Annotated in this window: 15 protein-coding genes; 10 read left to right on the forward strand and 5 right to left on the reverse strand. The window is 55.8% G+C overall.

From position 1 onward, the window contains the following. Window positions 1-52: 52 nt before the first annotated feature. Window positions 53-646, reverse strand: coding sequence for a hypothetical protein (locus NB063_RS24140; RefSeq protein WP_250931544.1), 594 nt, complete (start codon window positions 644-646; stop codon window positions 53-55). Between the two features lie 66 nt (window positions 647-712). Further along, window positions 713-1561, reverse strand: a complete 849-nt coding sequence (locus NB063_RS24145; protein ID WP_250931546.1) for an SDR family NAD(P)-dependent oxidoreductase — start codon at window positions 1559-1561, stop codon at window positions 713-715. Between the two features lie 114 nt (window positions 1562-1675). On the opposite strand from NB063_RS24145, the gene pyk reads away from it, so the two are divergent. After that, window positions 1676-3124 carry a pyruvate kinase gene (gene pyk / locus NB063_RS24150; protein ID WP_250931548.1) on the forward strand — a complete coding sequence of 483 codons (1449 nt, stop codon included), beginning with the start codon at window positions 1676-1678 and terminating at the stop codon, window positions 3122-3124. A gap of 62 nt (window positions 3125-3186) precedes the next feature. Here the strand turns inward: pyk and NB063_RS24155 are convergent, their stop codons facing one another. Further along, window positions 3187-5667, reverse strand: a complete 2481-nt coding sequence (locus NB063_RS24155) for a multiheme c-type cytochrome (RefSeq protein WP_250931550.1) — start codon at window positions 5665-5667, stop codon at window positions 3187-3189. A gap of 245 nt (window positions 5668-5912) precedes the next feature. Next, complete coding sequence (gene ilvD, locus NB063_RS24160) at window positions 5913-7613, reverse strand: dihydroxy-acid dehydratase (RefSeq protein ID WP_250931552.1); 1701 nt, start codon at window positions 7611-7613, stop codon at window positions 5913-5915. Between the two features lie 99 nt (window positions 7614-7712). On the opposite strand from ilvD, the gene NB063_RS24165 reads away from it, so the two are divergent. The 5 genes from NB063_RS24165 to NB063_RS24185 all read left to right on the forward strand — a co-directional run bounded on the left by NB063_RS24165 (window position 7713) and on the right by NB063_RS24185 (window position 14300). Next, window positions 7713-8534 (forward strand): 3-keto-disaccharide hydrolase, encoded by an 822-nt coding sequence (locus tag NB063_RS24165; protein ID WP_250931554.1) that lies wholly within the window; start codon window positions 7713-7715, stop codon window positions 8532-8534. A gap of 246 nt (window positions 8535-8780) precedes the next feature. Then, the gene (locus tag NB063_RS24170) at window positions 8781-10208 is read left to right on the forward strand and encodes a hypothetical protein (protein ID WP_407652705.1); all 1428 of its coding nucleotides are present in this window, start codon (window positions 8781-8783) and stop codon (window positions 10206-10208) included. A 62-nt stretch (window positions 10209-10270) separates the two neighbouring features. Next, complete coding sequence (locus NB063_RS24175) at window positions 10271-11893, forward strand: hypothetical protein (protein WP_250931557.1); 1623 nt, start codon at window positions 10271-10273, stop codon at window positions 11891-11893. 568 nt (window positions 11894-12461) lie between these two features. Continuing rightward, on the forward strand, window positions 12462-13751 hold the full coding sequence (locus NB063_RS24180; RefSeq protein ID WP_250931559.1) for a GspE/PulE family protein: 1290 nt from the start codon (window positions 12462-12464) through the stop codon (window positions 13749-13751). Between the two features lie 321 nt (window positions 13752-14072). Then, window positions 14073-14300 (forward strand): hypothetical protein, encoded by a 228-nt coding sequence (locus tag NB063_RS24185; RefSeq protein ID WP_250931561.1) that lies wholly within the window; start codon window positions 14073-14075, stop codon window positions 14298-14300. 217 nt (window positions 14301-14517) lie between these two features. Here the strand turns inward: NB063_RS24185 and NB063_RS24190 are convergent, their stop codons facing one another. Then, window positions 14518-15573 (reverse strand): sugar phosphate isomerase/epimerase family protein, encoded by a 1056-nt coding sequence (locus tag NB063_RS24190; protein WP_250931562.1) that lies wholly within the window; start codon window positions 15571-15573, stop codon window positions 14518-14520. 552 nt (window positions 15574-16125) lie between these two features. Here NB063_RS24190 and NB063_RS24195 point away from each other — a divergent pair. The 4 genes from NB063_RS24195 (at window position 16126) to NB063_RS24210 (ending at window position 19056) form a co-directional block, all read left to right on the forward strand. Next, window positions 16126-16563: a hypothetical protein gene (locus tag NB063_RS24195; protein WP_250931564.1), complete on the forward strand. Its 438-nt coding sequence runs from the start codon at window positions 16126-16128 to the stop codon at window positions 16561-16563. Window positions 16564-16975: 412 nt separating this feature from the next. After that, window positions 16976-17425, forward strand: a complete 450-nt coding sequence (locus tag NB063_RS24200) for a TadE/TadG family type IV pilus assembly protein (protein ID WP_261367564.1) — start codon at window positions 16976-16978, stop codon at window positions 17423-17425. Window positions 17426-17513: 88 nt separating this feature from the next. Beyond that, window positions 17514-18629, forward strand: a complete 1116-nt coding sequence (locus NB063_RS24205) for a VWA domain-containing protein (RefSeq protein ID WP_407652706.1) — start codon at window positions 17514-17516, stop codon at window positions 18627-18629. Between the two features lies 1 nt (window position 18630). Next, window positions 18631-19056, forward strand: a complete 426-nt coding sequence (locus NB063_RS24210; RefSeq protein WP_250931570.1) for a TadE family protein — start codon at window positions 18631-18633, stop codon at window positions 19054-19056. Window positions 19057-19717 lie beyond the last annotated feature (661 nt).

The raw sequence follows: 19717 nt of genomic DNA on the forward strand, positions 1-19717 counted from the left end.
GGTCAAAGTTTCGAAACCCCTGTTCCGCCAGCGGGGTCGGTTTGATTGTTGCTTAGTTGCCACGCATGGTGTCGGCGAAAGTGTTCACGCTCAATCGCAAGGCTGACAGGCAACGGGAAAAGACGGGGTGGAAGTCGTCGGGTTCGGCGAGGAATAGGCTGACCATCGCCCACGTGTTCTTGTCGGTCAAAAAGACCTTCGCGACTTTGGTGTCTTTGGTCGCTTTGAGGGCAGCGACCTGGGCTCGTTGACGCTCGTCTTCGTTTTCGAGTGACCAGAAGTTCGGGTAGGCCAACCGCATCAGGTTGGGATCGTCTTCGGCGATGAGCAGGTAGTAGGTTCGTCCTTCGAACTTGAACGCCACGTCGCCGTCTTCATCGACCCGCGGTGAGTACCCTTCGCTCTTCAAGAACTCCATGTGGCTCTGTTGGAGTGCTTCCTTGGTCCAGGTGACCGGCTTTTCGCTGCTCAAGGCTGCTTTGTCTTGAGCACGGCAGGGACTTGCGATGAAGGCGAGGAGCATCGCGAACGTGACGGCTGTCATTGTGCAGGTTTTGAACATGGAAGGCATTTCGCTGTCCTCGCAATCGGGATTGGATCGGATCAATACCGCAGTGCACCGGAGCCCGCGGTCGGTTGTTTTCATCGTACCCCTTGCATGCAAAAGGATGGGGCGCAGCGGTCAGTTCCAGAGGAACTTTCTGCGAAAGCTTCACTTCGACGATTTTTTGCTCAGGATCCAATCGGCGAGTTTTGGCGAGACCGCGTTGATTGCCATCAAGAGTCTCGTTTTGCCGGGCATGATGATTTCGATTTCGCGTTTCTCGATGCATCGCAGGACCGCGTCAGCGACATCGACCGGATCGAGCAACTTCAGTTTCGCTCCGCCACCCGGTGCTGCCGCGTCGGCGGGCAGCTTGGATTTCGCGTCGACGCCGTAGCGATTGGGTGCGTGATCGCCCGCGATCGGCCCCGGGCAAACGAGCCCGACGTGGACACCGTCGGCTTCACATTCCATTCGCATTTGCCGGCTCATCCCGGCCAACGCGTGTTTGACGATCACGTATCCGCCGAGGAATCGGGGTGCGACTCGGGCGGCGAGTGAACCGATATTGACGATCGTTCCGCGTGTTTTTCGCAGAGCGGGCAAGCAAGCCTGGCTGCACTGCAATGCACTGATCACGTTGGCCTCGAACAATTCTCGCAGCGTTTGAGCGTCCAAGTCTTCGATCCGGCCTCGATCGCTGCGTCCGACCACATTCACGAGCACGTCGAGTCGCTCGAACGCGTTCAGGTGAGCTTCGACTGCTCGTTTGGCATCGTCCGGCGACGTCGCGTCGGCCGTGACCGCGATCAGATCGGCCGAATCGTTGTTGTCACCCGCGAGTTCAACGCGGGCATTTTCCAAGCGTCCGGCATCACGTCCTAGAATCGAGACGCAGTAGCCTCGGGCGAGCAATCGTCGCGCGATGACGAGTCCCAACCCTGACGAACCTCCGCTGACCATGGCGGCGGGTCGGTTTTTGGGGGCCGTCGCTGTCGGGGGTTTCTCGGGCGTCATTGTCGGTGATTCCTCTCTTGCTTAGCAAACAAAGCGGCATCGGCTACATTCCTGTCTTGGATGCCTTCATTCGGTGCCAGTGTTCGGCGCCTCATTTTTTGGAAAGCCTGTTGTATGCCACGCCCACGATTGAACGAAGCCCGTACGAAAATTGTGGCCACGGTTGGCCCCGCCTGTGACAGCGTCGAACAGCTCGCCGACCTGATCGAAGCCGGCGTCGATGTTTTCCGCATCAACAGCGCCCACGGCACGATCGAACAGCACGCGGAGAAACTCGCGAACATCCGCGAAGCGTCCAAGCGGACCGGATTTCCGGTCGGTGTGCTGATGGATTTGGCCGGTCCCAAGATTCGATTGGGCACGCTCCTCGAGGAGCCGATGGTTTGTTCGCTCGGCGAGAAAATCACCTTCGTCCGCGGTACGCAGATCGAAACCAAAGGTGAGCTGACAAGCACCTACGCACGTCTAATCGACGAACTTCAGCCGGGTGATCGCGTGATGTTGGCCGACGGCACGGTAGCTTTGCAGGTGCAATCGGTGACTTCCTCGCGGGCCGAATGTGTGGTGGTCGCCGCAGGCGAAATTCGCAGCCGCCAGGGCATCAACCTACCCGGTGTGAAATTGTCCGTCGCGGCGATGTTGCCGATCGATATCGAAACCGCAATCTGGGCGGCTCAAAACGAAATCGATTTCATCAGCCTCTCGTTCGTTCGCACGCACGAGGACGTTCGTAGCCTCAAAGATCTGCTCAACAGCTACGAATGCCGGGCACTCGTGATCGCCAAAATCGAAAAGCCCGAAGCCCTCAATAATCTCGACCGGATCGTGCAAGAAGCCGACGGCATCATGGTCGCCCGCGGAGACCTCGGCGTGGAAATCGATGTCGCCGAAACGCCCGTGGCACAAAAACGGATCATTGCCACGTGCAAACGATTTATGAAACCCGTCATCGTTGCGACCCAGATGCTCGAGTCGATGCATCACAGCCAACGTCCGACGCGTGCGGAGGCGTCGGATGTTGCCAACGCCGTGATCGACGGAACGGATGCCTGCATGCTCAGTGGCGAGACCGCCATCGGTGATTTCCCGCAAAAAAGCGTTGAGATGATGAATCGGATCATGCTCAAAACCGAAGAGGCATGTCTCAACGCACAGTCGACACCTTTTTGTAACGTGGATGAAACTTTCCGCGTTACCCAGGCCGCCACGCGAGCGGGGATCGAAGTCGCGGAGGCCATCGGCAGCAAACTGATCGCGATCGCGACGCACAGCGGTGGCACCGCGTGGGTCAAAAGTAACACACGTTCGCTGATCCCGACTGTCGCCATTAGTGATCATTTGGCTTCGGTTCGCCGCATGAATCTGTTTTGGGGGATCGAACCGATCTACTGCGAGGACATCGAGGAAACTTCACGGTTGATCGAACATGTGTCTCGCTGGGCACGCGACCAAACCGAGAATGGTGAAGCTTTGATTCGCCCCGGTGACACGATGGTCGTCGTCAGCGGAAACGATATCGTTGAAGGCGCCGACAATGTGATTTCGATACACACATTGTCGTAACCATCACGGGGCGGACACGCAAAATCGTTGTGATTGAAAACACCCGCGTGAGTCGCGTTCGTTTATGCCGTTCGTCGCCGTCTGCGGAACCATAACGCCGTGCCGACGCAGGCCAGTGGCAGACCGATGATGCCGATCGCTTGGGTCCAGGCGCTCATCAACACGATTTTGTGAACCAGCGAGTTGTGATCGTCAGCCGTGACGGGCATTTGCCCGGTGTACTGAGCCACGTGATGCAGCAGGCTTACCGCGAGCGATTGCGTCGGGATCTCTTGATGACAAGACAAGCAAGCCCCATGGCGACTCATTCTTGCCCGCTCGTCGTTGTTAAGCGGTCGAGAAAGCTTGAAGTGGTGGCCGATCGTTTGTAATTGATTGCCTTCTTCGTCAACGATGCGTGACCAATCGTTGGCGAGGTTTTCAATCGGTTCCATTTGCGGTTTGGTTCGCTCGGGAATGATTTCGCCATCAATCGTTTCGAGATCGACGATGACGCGTTCGTTCGGCGGTCTCGTCGACCGGCCACCATCGATGCCGTAGCCGAGGGCTTTTTCGGAGGTGTGGCACGATTCGCAACTGCGAGCATTCTTTGTCATCGTGTGCGGCTGTGTCGGGGACATGTCGATTGCGAGTTGTCCCCCTTCGCCGCCGCCTTCGGTGCCTTCGGGTGTCTTGAAAATATGGTTGGTCAGGATCGGTTTGCCGTCGGCTCCGATGATCGTGACGCTGGGTTGGCAACCGGGTGCCAGTGGCGTGACGCGGCCCTCGCCATTGACGCCGAGCATCGGTTGTTCCCATCTCAGGTAACTGCGTTGCTCGGTGATCTTTCCTGGGATCATCAGATCTTTGTAATCGGATTCACCGCGATCGGTGCGGTGTTCGGGATCCATGTGTCGGCGTCCTGCGGCGACCCAGTCAAAGTTTTCTTTTGACTCGTTGCACTCGGGGCATTTGTCTTTTTGACTGAAGTCGATTTTGACGTGGCAGCCATAACACTGCGGCGTCCAGGAGGCGTGGCAACTGTAGCACTCCATCTCCTGCAAGTGGCTGGCGATGCCACTCATCGCGACGAGACCGTTTTGGCTGAGTTTGCCTTCGTCCTTGAGTTTCTTAAGAGTCGGCGTGCGGAGGTCCTTGCCGTTAGCGGTGTGGACGATGATGTCATCGCCATCGCGAACGACGTTGCCATAGGGATTGCCGCGAACGGTGAGCAGGTATCCATCGCCAGGAGGATAAATCGTGCCTTGGAGGGTGTGCGATTCGAGTTGTGTGGTGAGGCCGCGAGGCTCGCCCGTGGCCGCTTCGTCTTCGAATTCGTCCATGAATCCGAGCGGCAGATCCCACGGGTAAACGTCAGGCGTGCCGTGGCAATCACTGCACTCGATCTGCACGGCCGCGAGGTTTGCCGCGGCAAGAAATCCATCGCCGTGCACATCGATCGACGTGTGACAGTCCTGGCAAGTCATCCCTTTTTGATAGTGGATGTCTTGCTCCATCGCGATGTAGTGTTTGGTGTGCAGTTTGGGTTGTCCGCTGCCATCGGCTGCGAACGGTGACTCGTAGGGTGTTTCCATCAGCCCTTGAAACGAGACACCAATGCGTTTGCCGCGGTCATGGCATGTTGTGCACGTTTCGACAGGAATGCCCGAGTATGTTTTGTCGTGCACGGTCACTTTGGCTTCGCGGGTTCCCTGGATGCTGTGGACGAGCATGTGTCCAGGGGCTTCGCGATCGATCGTTTGGTCATCGCCTTCGTAGAAACCTTCGTTGCCGTACGGGACGTGGCAAGAACTGCATCCCATGCCGCGGTAGTCGCCGCGAGTTTGTCGCCCTTTGACGGCGTGATGGCAGCGTTGGCATTCCTGACGGATGTACGTGAACGCGGCTAAGGTGGGATCTTCGTCGAGGCGATCGAGTTCATCAAACCCGAGAGCATCGGGCAGCGGTTCGTGACGATCGACGAAAACCTGTGGCTCCATTTTCTTGAGTCGCTGCATGTAGGCTTTGTATGCATCCGTACCGAGCCGATCGTCGGGGTTCTCAGGGTTTTCGACCGCGTAATTGCCGAACTTGTGTTCGTAGCCCGTCAATCCACCGAACGCCCAACACACGCCTTGGATCTTTCCCGCCTCGGTCATCATCAAACTCTTCCACTGCACCTCAACGTGTTTCGGGTGACAGGTGCCACAGGTTTGATCGTTGACCCAGGGTGAACCGGGGTCGAGGTAGAACGAATCAGGATCATCTCTACCATGCGCGACCTGCTTGTCCTTGGTTTCGCTGGGGTCGCCGCCATGGCAGACCACACAGCCGGCGGGGTCACCGAGCTCGGTGCCCAGAGCGATGATCTGCTGCATCATCTCGCTGCCCGATTCGCGGATCAGTTCGATTTCGCCGTGACAGGCCATGCACCCGCTCGACGCCGATTGCGGGAAGGCGTCGATCATCCGTTCGGCGGCGCCGAGTGATGCGGTTTCACCTAAAACGACGCAAAGAATGACCAGCACCGAGGCGAACGAGGTGATTCGGGCGGCTAGGTGCATGACGGAGCGACAATCGTGACGGCGTTGGACAAGGTGCGTGAACGAGGGCGTGCAGCTTACCCGCTTTTCCACTCCGTCCGGAGATTGATTGTGCTCGGTTGGCGGTTTCGCCAAAGAAAACCCGTGCAAACGCTCAGGAATCAGCCACCCGGCGAGGGGCTCGCGATTGAGCGAGTCCCACCGGGATGCGGTCGGTTTTCGTTCGCGGAACTCGCCGCGAACGAACCTTTTCTTGATCGCCAAACCTATTCGTCTGTGACGCAGCCTTCGGATGCGCTCTTCACACACTTGATGTATTTGAAGAGTGTTCCGCGAGTGGCTTTGAGTGGCGGTGCGGTCCAAGCCTTGCGGCGAGTTTCGAGTTCCGCAGCGTCGATATCGACATCGAGCGAATTGGTTTCCGCATCGATCGTCACGATGTCGCCATCGCGAATCAGGCCGACGGGGCCACCTTCCTGAGCTTCGGGGGTGATGTGTCCGACGATAAAACCGTGGCTGCCGCCGCTGAATCGTCCATCCGTCAACAAAGCCACGTCGCCGCCCAATCCTGCTCCCATGATGGCACTGGTTGGGGTCAACATTTCAGGCATGCCCGGTCCGCCTTTCGGGCCTTCGTAACGAATCACGACGACGTCGCCTTTTTGGATCTCGCTGCGTTCGAGTGCCGCGAGCATGTCCTCTTCGCTGTCGTAAACACGTGCCGGCCCCGAGAAACGGAGGCCTTCTTTGCCGGTGATTTTTGCCACCGCGCCCTCGGGTGCGAGCGAACCACGAAGGATTCGGATGTGACCGGATTTCTTGATCGGCGCATCGATCTTCGCAACAATCTTTTGTCCTTCTTTGAGCGAAGGCACTTCCTTCAAATTTTCAGCCAATGTCTTGCCGGTGACCGTCATGTGTCCGCCGCGAATCAATCCTTCTTCGAGCAGGTACTTCATGACCGCGGGGGTTCCGCCGACGCTGTGCAAGTCTTCTTGCACAAACTTACCGCTCGGCTTTAAGTCGGCGAGATAAGGCGTGCGGTCGCTGACGCTTTGGAAATCGTCGATGGTCAGCGGCACGTCGACGGCGCGGGCCATCGCGATTAGGTGCAGCACGGCGTTGGTGCTGCCACCGAGTGCCATTAACGTCACCATCGCGTCTTCAAAAGCTTCGCGAGTCATGATGTCGCGAGGTTTGATGTCTTTTTCGAGCAGGTGCAAGATCGCTTTGCCGGCGCGGTGGCACTCATCAATCTTCTCTTCATTTTCGGCCGGGATGCTAGCCGAATACGGCAGTGCCATGCCGAGGGCTTCGATCGCTGTGGCCATCGTGTTGGCCGTGTACATCCCGCCGCACGCACCCGCACCCGGACAACTGCGGCGGACGATTTCGGTTCGTTCTTCTTCGCTGATTTGTCCGGCGATGAATTGACCGTAACACTGGAACGCACTGACAATGTCGAGTTTTTCATTTTTGAATGAGCCGGGTTTGATCGTTCCGCCATAGACCATGATCGCGGGGCGGTTCAGCCGTCCCATCGCGATCAAACAGCCAGGCATGTTTTTGTCGCAGCCCGGTAGCGCGATCAATGCGTCGTACCACTGCGCGCCCATGATCGTTTCGATCGAGTCGGCGATCAGGTCACGGCTTTGCAGCGAGAAGCTCATACCGTCGGTCCCCATCGAGATGCCGTCGCTGACACCGATGGTGTTGAACCGCATGCCGACCATGCCCGCTTCGACGACACCCTTGCGCACTTCGGCGGCGAGGTCGAGCAGGTGCATGTTGCAACTGTTGCCCTCATACCACATGCTGCCGATACCGACTTGCGGTTTGTTCATGTCTTCGGGGGTCATGCCGGTTGCGTACAACATCGCCTGAGACGCACCTTGGCTCTTCGGCTGGGTCACTTGACGGCTGTATTTGTTCAGAACGCGCTGGTCGGTTTCGGTGGAGGTGCTCATGTCGAGATCGGCGGTTTCGTTTTTTCGAAATGGGGAAACGTTAGATAGGTAGCCCGAGAGTATGATCGGTAAATCGTTATCAACAAAGATGAGGCAAAAATGACGCGTTTCACTGGCCCGTTCGCCCTTCCCGCCGCAGTTTTCCTGACATTCGCCCCGGCGGTGTTTGCTCAGACGCCATCCGCCTCGATCGAAGAGACCGCTCCGGCGGCGAGATCCACGATCACGGATGTTTCCGACAAAGAATTCAATCTCAGGTCCCGTCCGCTGTTCGACGGCGTGGTTTTGGCGGGCTGGGAAGGCAACGCGTATTGGTTTCATACCGAAGGCAACGCCGTCGTAGCCGGACGTCTGGAAAAACGGATTCCTGAGAATCAATTCCTGTGTACGACGGAGACTTTTGATGACTTCGATTTGCGGATGGAGGTTCGCATGCGGGGCGCAAATCCCAACGCGGGCGTGCAGTTTCGCTCGCGTCGGCCGCTCAGCAGCGATAAGGTGCCTGCAAACGAAGTGATCGGGTACCAGGCCGACATGGGGAACGCGTGGGGCCGCTCGGTGTGGGGCGCCCTGTACGATGAATCCCGCCGCCGCAAAATGCTTGCCGAACCCGAGGTGCCGTTTGATGTCGAGTGGAAAAACGCCGGTTTAGGAAACGGTGATTCGGAGCCTGGTCAGGGTGGAGGCGAGGCGGCAGCGGAAACGTCCGATTCGGAAGTTTCTGTTCCCGAATCGGCTTGGGTGCGGATGCGGATCGTTTGCAAGGGCGACGACATCGAGATTTTTCTCAACGAGACGTTGACGGTCCGGTACACCGAAACCGATCCCGCGATTCCCCGCTCGGGTGTGATCGGGCTGCAAATCCACAGCGGTCCGCCCGCTGAAGCTTGGTACCGGAACATCCGTATCCTGTCGTTGTGATTGGGTATCGCATCAGCCGTGCATTTCGGCCGCGATTGAGCCGACATTCTGGAATTTCACGGAGGTTTTTGTCTCGTACAAGTAACTTTCGCCCCGACGAAGGGTTTCATTGCCTCGAGACCAACGTTTGACGATCGCACCAGCACGCTGAACACGGCACCGCCCTTTCTTCCCGGAACTCCTCGAGGCCCATTGATGCAAATCCGCTCCCCACGCCTGGCTCTCGGGCTTTTTCTCTCAGTCGCGATGTCGGCCTCTTCATTCGCAGATGATCTGTATCTGACGATTGGAGGTGGCTACGCACCGTCGGAAAACCAAGCCTCGCTTGAACGCAACGTCCTGTTTTCGCAGCGTGTTCTCGCCGAGAAAAAAATCTCGCCCAAATTGCAGAGCGTATTTTTTGCTGATGGCGATGCGTCGGGGGCCGACTTGCAGGTCATTGATCGTAAAGCGATCCCTACCGCGAACCAGTTGATGGCGGAATTCTTCGGTAGCCAAACGGATCTCGGGTTGTCGTATCGCAATCACCGCGTGCCTCACATTCAAGGCGGAACCAGCCTTTCGAACATTCGGCGATGGTTCAAAACGGTGGGACCGACGATGCAAAGCGGCGATCGACTGTTTCTGTATGTGACGTCACATGGCAGCGCCAGTAACTCCCGCAGCCAACCTTACAACACCTCGATTTCACTCTGGAATAACGAGCGTCTTGATGTCGTTGAGCTGGTCAAATTGCTCGACGGGTTACCCGAAGGTGTGAGCGTTGTTGCGGTGATGGTTCAGTGTCACGCCGGCGGGTTCGCGAGATTCATTTACAACGAAGGTAATCCCGAACGCGGACTTTCGACCCAGCCGCGTTGTGGTTTTTTCGCGACCGTACACGATCGACCGGCTGCAGGTTGCACGCCCGATGTGGATGAAGCGACGTATGTGGAATACAGCACTTATTTTTGGGAAGCGATCGCCGGGCACAACCGTTTGAATCAACCCGTCGAGTCGCCCGATTACAACGGCGACGGCAAAGTCTCGTTCGATGAAGCTCACGCGTACACGCTGCTTTCTAGCGATACGATCGATTTGCCGATCAGCACGTCGAGTGAATTCTTGTCGATCGAAAGTCGTTTTCAAAGCGATCAAGATCCTGAATTGCTGCCGCGAGATTTGGACTACGACGAAGTGCTTGAATTGGCAACGCCGTCGGATCGAGCGGTGCTCGAAGGGTTATCGGAACAACTCGATCTCAGCGGCCAAGAACGATTGGCACAGGCCGAGCGATTGAAGAATGACCGCCGTTCACAACGCCGAGGACGCTATCGGGGACGTCCGGAAGACCCGGCGTCACGATTGCGAAGACAAATCGCGGGTGACTTGAAGAAACGATGGCCCGAGCTAGCCAATTTGATGAATCCCGTGTCCATTGAATTATTGACCACGCGGAGTGAAGATTTCGTTCATGCCGTTGAAGTTCATCCCGAATATTCGCGGTACCGCGAACTCACCGAGTCGGAAACCAATGAACTCGACGCACGCGAACAACTGGTCAAGGTGGAAAGGTTTATCCTGGCAACGGAAAACGTTATTCTGCGTGAGAACCTTGTTCGAATCGGCGATGTCGACGCGATCTCTCATTTTCAGAGAATCGTCGAAAATGAAAGCTGCGTCCTCGGCAATTAGAAGCTCACGGATCACCCGTTCGAATTCCTCGGTGGAACGTTCATTTGTTGTCGGAACTGTTGATGGCCTCTCGGGCGAAGACCGCGATCGCTACGCCGCGACTAAGCCATGACGAAAAGCTGGCCACCGAGAATTTGGGTTCGCGCGGGTTGGAGACGCGGGAAGCGAAAGCGGACGAGGGCGGCGTCCCAGGTTGGTTTGCGTTTGTTCCCGCTTCGGTCGGCCGCTCACAATATGCGTTGCTGCTGTTTGGTGTCATCTGCCAACTCGTGACGATTGGGATCACGTGGCCGCTTTGGCAAATCCGCATTTCGCCGCCACACCTGCCGACATGGGATCTGCCGCAATGGCCGTTCGGTTGGCTCATGGTCGCATCGCTCGTCTTGGTAGCCGCCAAACCGCGTTGGGGAGTCCCGGTCCATTGGGGCGTTTTGATCGTCGCATGCGTTTGGGATCAGTTTCGCATGCAGCCTCAGTTCTTTTCGATTGCGGTCTTGATGACGGCGTGTGTTTGGGACGCCGGGCGGCGCGTCGCACGATGGACGCTCGTGTCGACGTGGTTGTGGGCGGGATTGCACAAGTTATTGTCGCCCGATTGGTTCGGGTACGCCTCACACTGGGTTGTTGCACGCAGCGGATTTGATGCGGACTCGACTTATTTCGGCTTCGCCCTCGGCGTGGCGGTTGTTGAACTTGCCGTAGGTTTGCTCGCGATCTTTCGACCGAAGTGGGCCGCGCCGGCGTGCCTGGTCATGCATGTCGGGATCGCGCTGATGATCTCACCCGTCGTACTGAACTGGAACGAGAGTGTCCTGCCATGGAATCTTTCGGTCGCGGTGATTGGTACGTGGGTGATGCGGACAACCGAAACGTGGCGACCGGATCAAGCATGGGAGAAAGTGGTCTGCACGATCTGTTTATTCGCACCGATCGGGTTCTATGGTGGTTATCTCGATCACGGGTTCTCGGGAGTATTGTACTCAGGCTCTCTTCCTCAAGGTCTGATCACTACCAAACGTGGCTTGCAGCCGATCGAGGGTTGGGGCGAGCTGGCGGTGCCGTTTCCGAGCGAGCGACGGACGCTGCGGATCTACTTCGAGCAGGTCGCCGAGCCGGGCGCCAAACTGCATCTCGCCGATCCACGCCCATGGCTGGATGATGCGTTCTACGTGCTCGACTCGGATCATCATGCTAGACCGATCGATTCGGATGCCTTCTTCGCGGGCGTCCCGGTTTTTGATGACAGTCCGGCCGATGGCTTTGATCAGATAGACTCATCCGCACCTTATGAGATCAGCGGCGTGGGGCTCGATAGCCGGCGATCGAAATTTGAGTTGCAGAGAGCGGGGGTGCGGATGGTTCGCCGAGCGGCGGATGAACCGATCTACGCGGTGGCGTTCACCAAAGATTCGTTTGATCGGGAGTTGCTCAACTACCTCCCAGGACTTCCCAACCTGATGCAAATCCAATTCGCAGGCACAGCGATCCAAGATGACGATTTGAGGAAGCTTCTCCGGTGCCGGTTGCTCACAGGCATCGGCCTCGATCACACCGCCATCACCGACGCCGGGCTTGGGCATCTCAAAACACTGCCGTACCTCCAGTACATCGAATGCGAAGGCACTGAGATTACGCCCGAAGGTTTGCAATCGGTCATCAATGACCCACTCGGATCGCTCGAGTAATAAAGCAATAAGAGGTGTGACCCCAAACGCCACTGCTCTGGGCGTTTCCCGCATCAAGCTCTTGCTGCTCGACAACACGACGAAGGCGACGTGAACTTCCGCCGGGGGCGTTATGCGGAACTAAAAAGACTAACGCTGCCCCTCTTTGGGTGGGTGTGTTGGGGCCGGCGCCACCACGACACGCGTCGACCACACCTTGGGTAGACGCGGGCCTGGCTCCCGAACCTCTCGCCGCCTCAAATCTCCGACCTGGAGGCAGCGATCGCCTGGAAGGCAGGGCAATCACGCCATTTGCGTGAATTTCATGCGTGAATTTCATGCGTGAATTCATCGGTCGTCCCTACGCGCAAATTTCTACCTAGCCCAGATTCCCCGCTCTTGAGTCCACTACGGCTACACTGTTGCAATATGTTTGGACCAAGGAAACGGATCGGGTTTCCTACCTGGGCATCATTTCGCATCCAAATTCGGTGAATCTGGATGCGTTTTCGTGGAGCGTCGGAATCGGGCGCGTTAAGTTCAATCATAAACACTAGCGAACCACTTCCATTTCCCAAGGAAACACGGCATGTCTGATCATGATTCAGCCAACGTGCATCACGACGATCCTCACTTCGAATCCGTCTCGGAAGGTGATGTATCGCCCGACTTGGTCGTACCCGAGCTGAATTCACCCGAATCGTTTGCAATCGCATTGATGGAGATCGCAGCGGGGCAGAAAGCGAGCGATATTTTTATTTCCGATGAGCAGGATTCAACGGTGATTCGATTTCGTCGCATGGGTCGGCTCAAAATCGTACGTCGATTGCCACGGACTTATGGTCGCCGCTTACTCAATCACTTTCGCGCTCTAGCGGGCATCGATATCGCTGACCTAATGCATCCTGCGGATGGCCGCGTGCGATTCAATCTTGAGAACAATCGCGAGGTTGATGTTCGTTTCGCCGTTTTGCCCACAACGTTTGGTCAAGATATGGCGATGCGCATGTTCGATCATAGTATTGGCATGATCAACATTGACGACATCGGATTCCTCGAAGATGAAAAGCAAGTTGTTCACCGAATGCTGACTTCGCCGAGCGGGTTGATTCTGGTTGCGGGCGCTACCGGCAGTGGCAAAACCAATTCTTTGTATGCGTTTTTGCATCAGCTCAACAATGGTCAGCGGAAGATTCACACGCTCGAAGAACCCATCGAATACACACTGCCTGGAATCCAACAATCTCAAGTGAACGTGCGGGCCGGATGCGACTTCGCCGATTTGCTTTACGGTTGCATGCGGCAAAGTCCTGACGTGATCATGGTGGGAGAAATTCGCGACCGACGAACGGCAGAAACAGCGATTCGGGCTGGCGTGAGCGGGCACTTGGTGCTCGCAACGGTGCACGCCCAAGCGGCGACGACGGCGGTGCAGAACATGCTGTCATTTGATGTCAACCGTCACTTCTTGGCCGACGCGTTGGTCGGAGTACTTAACCAAACCCTCGTGAGGCAACTGTGTACGAACTGCCGTGTTGAAGTCGAAGATCCAGATACTTCGCAACGCTACTTCATCGGAGGAAAGTGCGAGAAGTGTGACGAAGAAGGATTCACCAGAATGACCTGTCTGCCGGAGATTCTCGAAGCGACTCAACGAGTTGCCGCCGCAATTGCACGCGGAGATTCTGCAGACGAACTGGGGCGCATCGCGATGGAAGAGGGCATGATGACACTGGCCCAAGGGGCGCTCAAACGCATTGAATCGGGATTGATTACTCCGGAAGACGCAGCGATGGTGATGAGCGACCATCGCGTTCGTGAGTTGGCGACCCTCGCCATCAGCCATATGGAAGAACGCGATCGAGCCAGCGCCGCTTGATATCGAATTCACCACGTTGGTGATATTTCGACGATCACAGATTCCATTGCAAATCGAGATGGCAGGTCAAGTCGCTTAGAAACGTGACACCGAAAATGACGTGCAAATTGTCGATCCGTCGGCGTTTCCCAAATCAGGCCTTCATCGATCGGCGTCCCGGTACAGTTAAGCACATAGGCTGGAGTTTCTCGGTATATCGTCATTTGATGCTAATCATGGTTCCTACGTTTAACTAAGGCTATCGCTGGACTGCCAAGAATTCGTTCTGAACGGGATGTGTCGCTATCCCTTTTGTCTTTAGCTGCATTCAGTATTTCGCGAATGGTTAGTCGCGATATTGACGACATCCAAAAGCCGCTGACGCGAGTCCGTGGTTTGGGAAAACAAAGCGAAGCAAGTCGCAACGCGACGACACTCAACACGGTTGTGCGCACGAATGAACCACCGGGAGCGGCACCTGTCATCGCTTCGCGACTTGGTTTAGGCGGGGGCGACGTCGACCCCGGACTCGCGTCCGGGGCTTTCGCCTACCGTCGCTATCGCGACTAGGAATGGAAGCGATACTGGCGCGGCCTTGACTTCTCACGTCTCCACAACCATTTAGCAGTCCAGGACTTTAGTTGTCCAGGATAACGCCCAAATGGCCCATAGGGTTTTACCCAATTGTTCCAGCCTACCTGCTTAGAAAAGGGCGTTGCTTCCGGGCTTTTCATTTCGACCGCGTCAATGCTTGGAGCGGCAACGGTGACGACAAGCGGCGTCGTGATTACACGCCGAGTAATTCCTTCAGCACTTTGCGATCTCGACGGTAAGCGTCGACGGATGCCGTGAGAAGCGACGGATCGGTGTGTGAAATGTATTCCATGTGGAGTGATACCGGGCCGGGCGGTGGTTGCTGGCGAAGCGTTTTGAATAACTTGTCGCTAACATCACCTTCACCCAAAGGCACGTTTTGGATTTTGCCGTTCACCGCCTTGTAATCTTTGACGTATACGGCGGCGATACGGTCTCGAATGAATGCCAAGTCGATCGGCCACGAAAGATTGCCTTCAACGGTTGCATGTCGGACGTCATAGGCGATTCCAATGTCACTCGCGGGGATTTCACTGAGCATCTGATGCAGGTCCCATAGCGGAGCGCCTAAGTAATGGTTTCCCGCATGATTCTGATACAGCCCCGTGATTCCAAGGTCATGATTGAGTGCCGCGAGTTCTTGTGCCTGTTTGGCAAATCCTTCGAGCTGGGGCAGAATCGGCTTGTCCATGTCGTAGCGATAGTACGCCATGCGATAGTACTTCACACCGCACAAGGCACCGGTGCGTAATACTGCGGTTGCGTTTGGCGATTGAGGACTGACGATATCCGTCGTCATGATCACAACCCGTGAATCGGTTTGAGACATCGTTTCACAGAGTTCGGGCAATTTCTCGATCGCGTCAGCCGGGTTGACTTGCCCGCCGCGCCGGATCGTTGCTTCGATCCCGTCAACCTCGATGTCGCGGCAAAAGGCAGCAACTTCCTTCCAGGGCATCAATTGCAATTGTTTTGCGAAGATGCACACGGGTCTTGTATCGGAGTCACGCTCGGTATCTTGGCCAGTGGCTTGGTTTTGCAAATGTTCGCCGGTCACCCCGATTGCCGCAGCGGAGGCGGCCGCCTGTGTAAGAAAGGAACGCCTCGTTTGCCGTCCATCGTTCTTCTGATTCAGATTCACGGAGTTGTCCTTGGATTGATATGGGTTCATGCATCGGATTCGGAGTCCCGCTTGTTTGTCGTTGTCGTCGCAAGCGGTACGCAACACGGTATTGTATTCGTTCTTCACGTCGCCGTTGCGACATCAACGCGACGGAGGCTGGCTTCGGTCTCTCGTAAGAAGCTCGGCACTCTTGAAATCCGAATCTCGCGAAGACGGGAACGCGGTTTTTTAAAACAGGTGTGCAGGAGTGATGTAGATGTAATCAATCGGTCGTTTGAGCATTCGCCCTCCGGCGTGTAGGTACGAACCGGGGCTCACCCCATCGTCGATGTGCTCAACCTCGAATCGCTTCTATTCACACTCAAGCATCGTCGTGGTCGTCAACGTTTTACACGAAGCTAGGTCTGTCTGAGACCGAGAATTGCGAGCGTTACCCGCTCTCGAAGTCTCGGAGGGACTCAGCTACGTGAGAGGCGAAAACTCCAATATGTCCGCGAGAAAGTGGCGCTGTCCACCTAAGCTTCTCTCTGGCGTAAAATAGCGCGGAGCCAGTAAGTGGTATGAAGATTTGGCTTGCTTTGACAATGTCGTGCACGCGGAGCACGACTTGCGTTTTTTACCAATGGAACGTCGTCTCTCCATACCCGGTGACGATTGCCGTCATGCGACTGGAATCACATGGAGTTTTTGCCACTACTGAAGTCGCATCTGAAGTCGGATGTGATGCTTGATCTGTTAGAAACGTGGGACGCTCAAGTCGTCTACGAGTACGATCGCACACACGAGAACATGCCAGACGAGTACTGGGCATCGATCCATGGCGAGGGAGTTTGCTTCAAGTTCAACGAAGATCAAATACTCGATTGCATTTTTCTGCACCTGACCGATACCGACGGTTTTACACCGATCGATCTTTCATCAACGGACATTCCACAATTCGAATCGTTGGCTGACGCCGCTGCGTATGCCAACAAAAGCAAACTGCGTGTCTCCTCAGGCCAAGGCGAACTGTTCGGTCAATTGCGTGACTGGATACGACTTGAGTACGACGACCACTGGATTCATTACGAATTCCGTGATGGCAACTTGGGGCTTGTGACCCTGACCGGCATCTAGCATTCGCGTTGTCTCGGAGCCACAAACCGCCAAAGAATCAACAAGGATTTGACTTCGCCTGATAGCGTGGGCGGAGACGATGTTTGGTTTGCGAATCACGCTGAGTTTTTCGATCGATGTGTGGATCGGTTGGCAAGTTTTTGGGCGGTTTTGTGTCGTGATTTGTATTGATTGTGGGACTCAGGGCCGCGTCGGAGACCCTGCTAGTGGTCGTTGAAGTTGGTGGCGATGCGGTGGGGTAAACAGTGAGGCGGGCGGATTGATCGTCACAACCATCATTGTTGACCAGAAGACGCCAGTGATTTAGACGAGGGGAGATCCCTTGTCGGCGTGGGGGCGAAATCTGAGCTATTCGTTGGTTGAATGCCCGTCTTGTCTGTCATCCCAGTTTGTTTCGAAGGTTTTCCCCATTATGTGCCTGCGATCTCAATGGGTCAGTGCTCGCCGAACTCGTCATCGATGCTCACCGCACCGTGGTGCGACATCGGTGGAACTGGCTTTGGTTTCCGTACCGATGTTTTTATTCTTGTTCGCGTCGATTGAGTTTGGCAGGGTCCAGATGGCCATCGGTGCCCTGGAGGAAGCCGCCCGTTCAGGCTGTCGGGTGGCGACATTGAAGAACAACACAGCCGCCGACGTGAAAGCGGCCATCGCGCCCATCGCCGATGGGTATGGCATCTCGAAATACTCAGTTGAGATCAAGCCCACGGTTCTCGATTCGGTTCCCCAGTGGGATCCCATTACCGTTCGCGTTTCGGCAAGTCTGGCGGATGTGAGCTGGTTGCCAATCCCTGAGTACTTTGCCAAGAAAAAGTACACCGCTGCGTGTGTCTTCCCCCGCGAGGCCGACCTTGAATTATAAACCACCGACGACACATTCTTTTCCATTGAGAGACGCTCGCGAGTTGTCTAAGTCTTGGTCTCAGCGTCCACGACGCGGGGCTTCGATTGTGCTCATGACGGGAATGTTGGTCATCATGATCGGCATGGCCGCATTTGCGGTTGATTTAACGCGTATGCAATTGGTCCGCAGTCAGATGCAGTCTGCCGTGGATGCCGCAGCACTGGCGGGCAGTATGCAACTTCGCGACGATCCGAAGGACGTTGATGCCGCCAAGGCCGCGGCGGAAAAGTTCATCCATTTGAACAATGTAGGCTTCTTCGGCGATGTGGCGTCGGATGCGATTCAGGTCGAGACGGGGACTTGGGACAGCGACACGTCAACGTTTGTCGCAACCACCGAAGGTCCGTGCAGTGTCCGCGTATTTGCGACGAAGAGCAACGAACTCTTTTCGTTCGCGCAAATCTTCGGGCATCTGGCCTTTTCGATGCCTGGTCAGTCGATCGCGTCGGTACCCACAAGTCCGCTGGATATCATTATGGTTCTCGATCTATCAGGTTCGATGTCGTCAGACGGACGGATTGAAGCGCTCCGAGCGGCATCGCCTGAGTTTGTGACGACGATTGAGAATGCGGGCAAGGACGATCGAATCGGCGTGATGTGCTACGGTGCCGAGATCGGTAGTTATCCCTATGGGAATATCTATACCCAGTCACCAGCTTCCCTGTTTCCCGACCCTGACGAGGCGTCGACCGATTGGGCGGGGATTCTCGAGGCTGAAATGACAGACAATTTTGCGGCACTTCGTGGTGGTGCATTAAGCAGTTCGTCACTTCAGAGCAACAAGTATGGCGGTGGCACGCCAATCGGAGCCGCGATCCGTGATGGTGCTCACTATTTGGATGCCAACAATCGACAAGACGCCAAGGGGCGAGATTTGCAAAAATTGATGGTGTTGATGAGCGACGGATACGCCAACAAGCCAGAAGAAAAAAGTAACGACTATGCACTCCAAATGGCAAAGTATGCGGCCTCGCTCGAAATTCAAATCTACACCATCAGCCTCGGTGATGACGCCGACACGGAATTGATGTCATCAATCGCCTCCAAAACTGGTGGACGCTACTTCGAGGTAACGGGTAGTGACAGCGAGCTAACGGCGGGACTGAAGCGGGCCTATCGCGGCATCGCCAACGACATCAATCGTGTCATCTTGGTGAAATAATATGTGTCAAAACGATCGACATTGGAAAGAAGCTCCTCGACGTGGCGTTGCCGCAGTTGAGTTCGCCATCGTGCTGCCGATGCTTGTGTTGATCATCTTTGGGTCGATCGAGACCTCACGCGTGTTGTCTATTCACCACTCACTGCGTGAAGCGGCAATGAATGGTTGCCGAATCTATTCATTAAGTGACAAGACTCAAGTCGAGGCGGAAGCGATGGTGAATCACTCGCTCAACGAAGCGGGCATCAAAGGCTATACCGTCTCGTTTAGCCCTAGCGCCAAGTCGCAAATCACGGCGGACCTGCAACCTGTGACCGTTACCATTTCGGTCATGCACGACGAGGTGGGCTGTGATCTGGCTGGCTTCTTCACCGATGCCACTTTCACCGCTAGTGTCACGTTGCCTGCAGAGCTGCCGGGATCCTAGAGACACCTTCAGACCCGAGCGTCGATCTTCCAGATGTTCAAATCCAGTATCGTGTTCCCGTTGGCGATAGGTAGGATCACTGAGCAGGTAGGCAGGAATGATTGGGTGAAATCCTATGAGCCATTTCGGCGTTAGCCCGGACTGCTAAATCTCTAGACTGCTAAAGCGTTGCGAAGACGTGGAAATACAAGGCCGCGCCAGTATTGCTTCCATTCCTAGTCGCGATAGCGACGGCAGACGCCAGCCCCGGACGCGAGTCCGGGGGCGACGTCGCTCCCCACTTACACCAAGTCGCGATGCGATGACAGGTGCCGCTCGCGGTGGTTCATTCGTGCGCCACCCGTGTTTTGTGTCGTCGCGTTGCGACTTTCTTCGCATTGTTTTCCCAAACCACGGACTCACCTCCGTGGCTTTTGGATGTCGTCACGATCGTGACTAACCATTCGCGAAATACTGGATCCACCTAAACGCAAAAGGGATCGCGGCACGTCTTGTTTATGACGATTTTTTGGCAGTCAGGTGATAGCCTTGGTTGAACGTAGGAACCATGGTCAGCATCAAATGACCGATCTACCGAAAAACTCCAGCCTACGTGTTTAACACAGTCGCGACTGATTGTTCGCGGACGAGTAGAACGCATGTGGTGAACGCTTGAATGCCA

This window comes from Aporhodopirellula aestuarii, from assembly GCF_023701485.1.
Taxonomy (GTDB): Bacteria; Planctomycetota; Planctomycetia; order Pirellulales; family Pirellulaceae; genus Rhodopirellula; species Rhodopirellula aestuarii.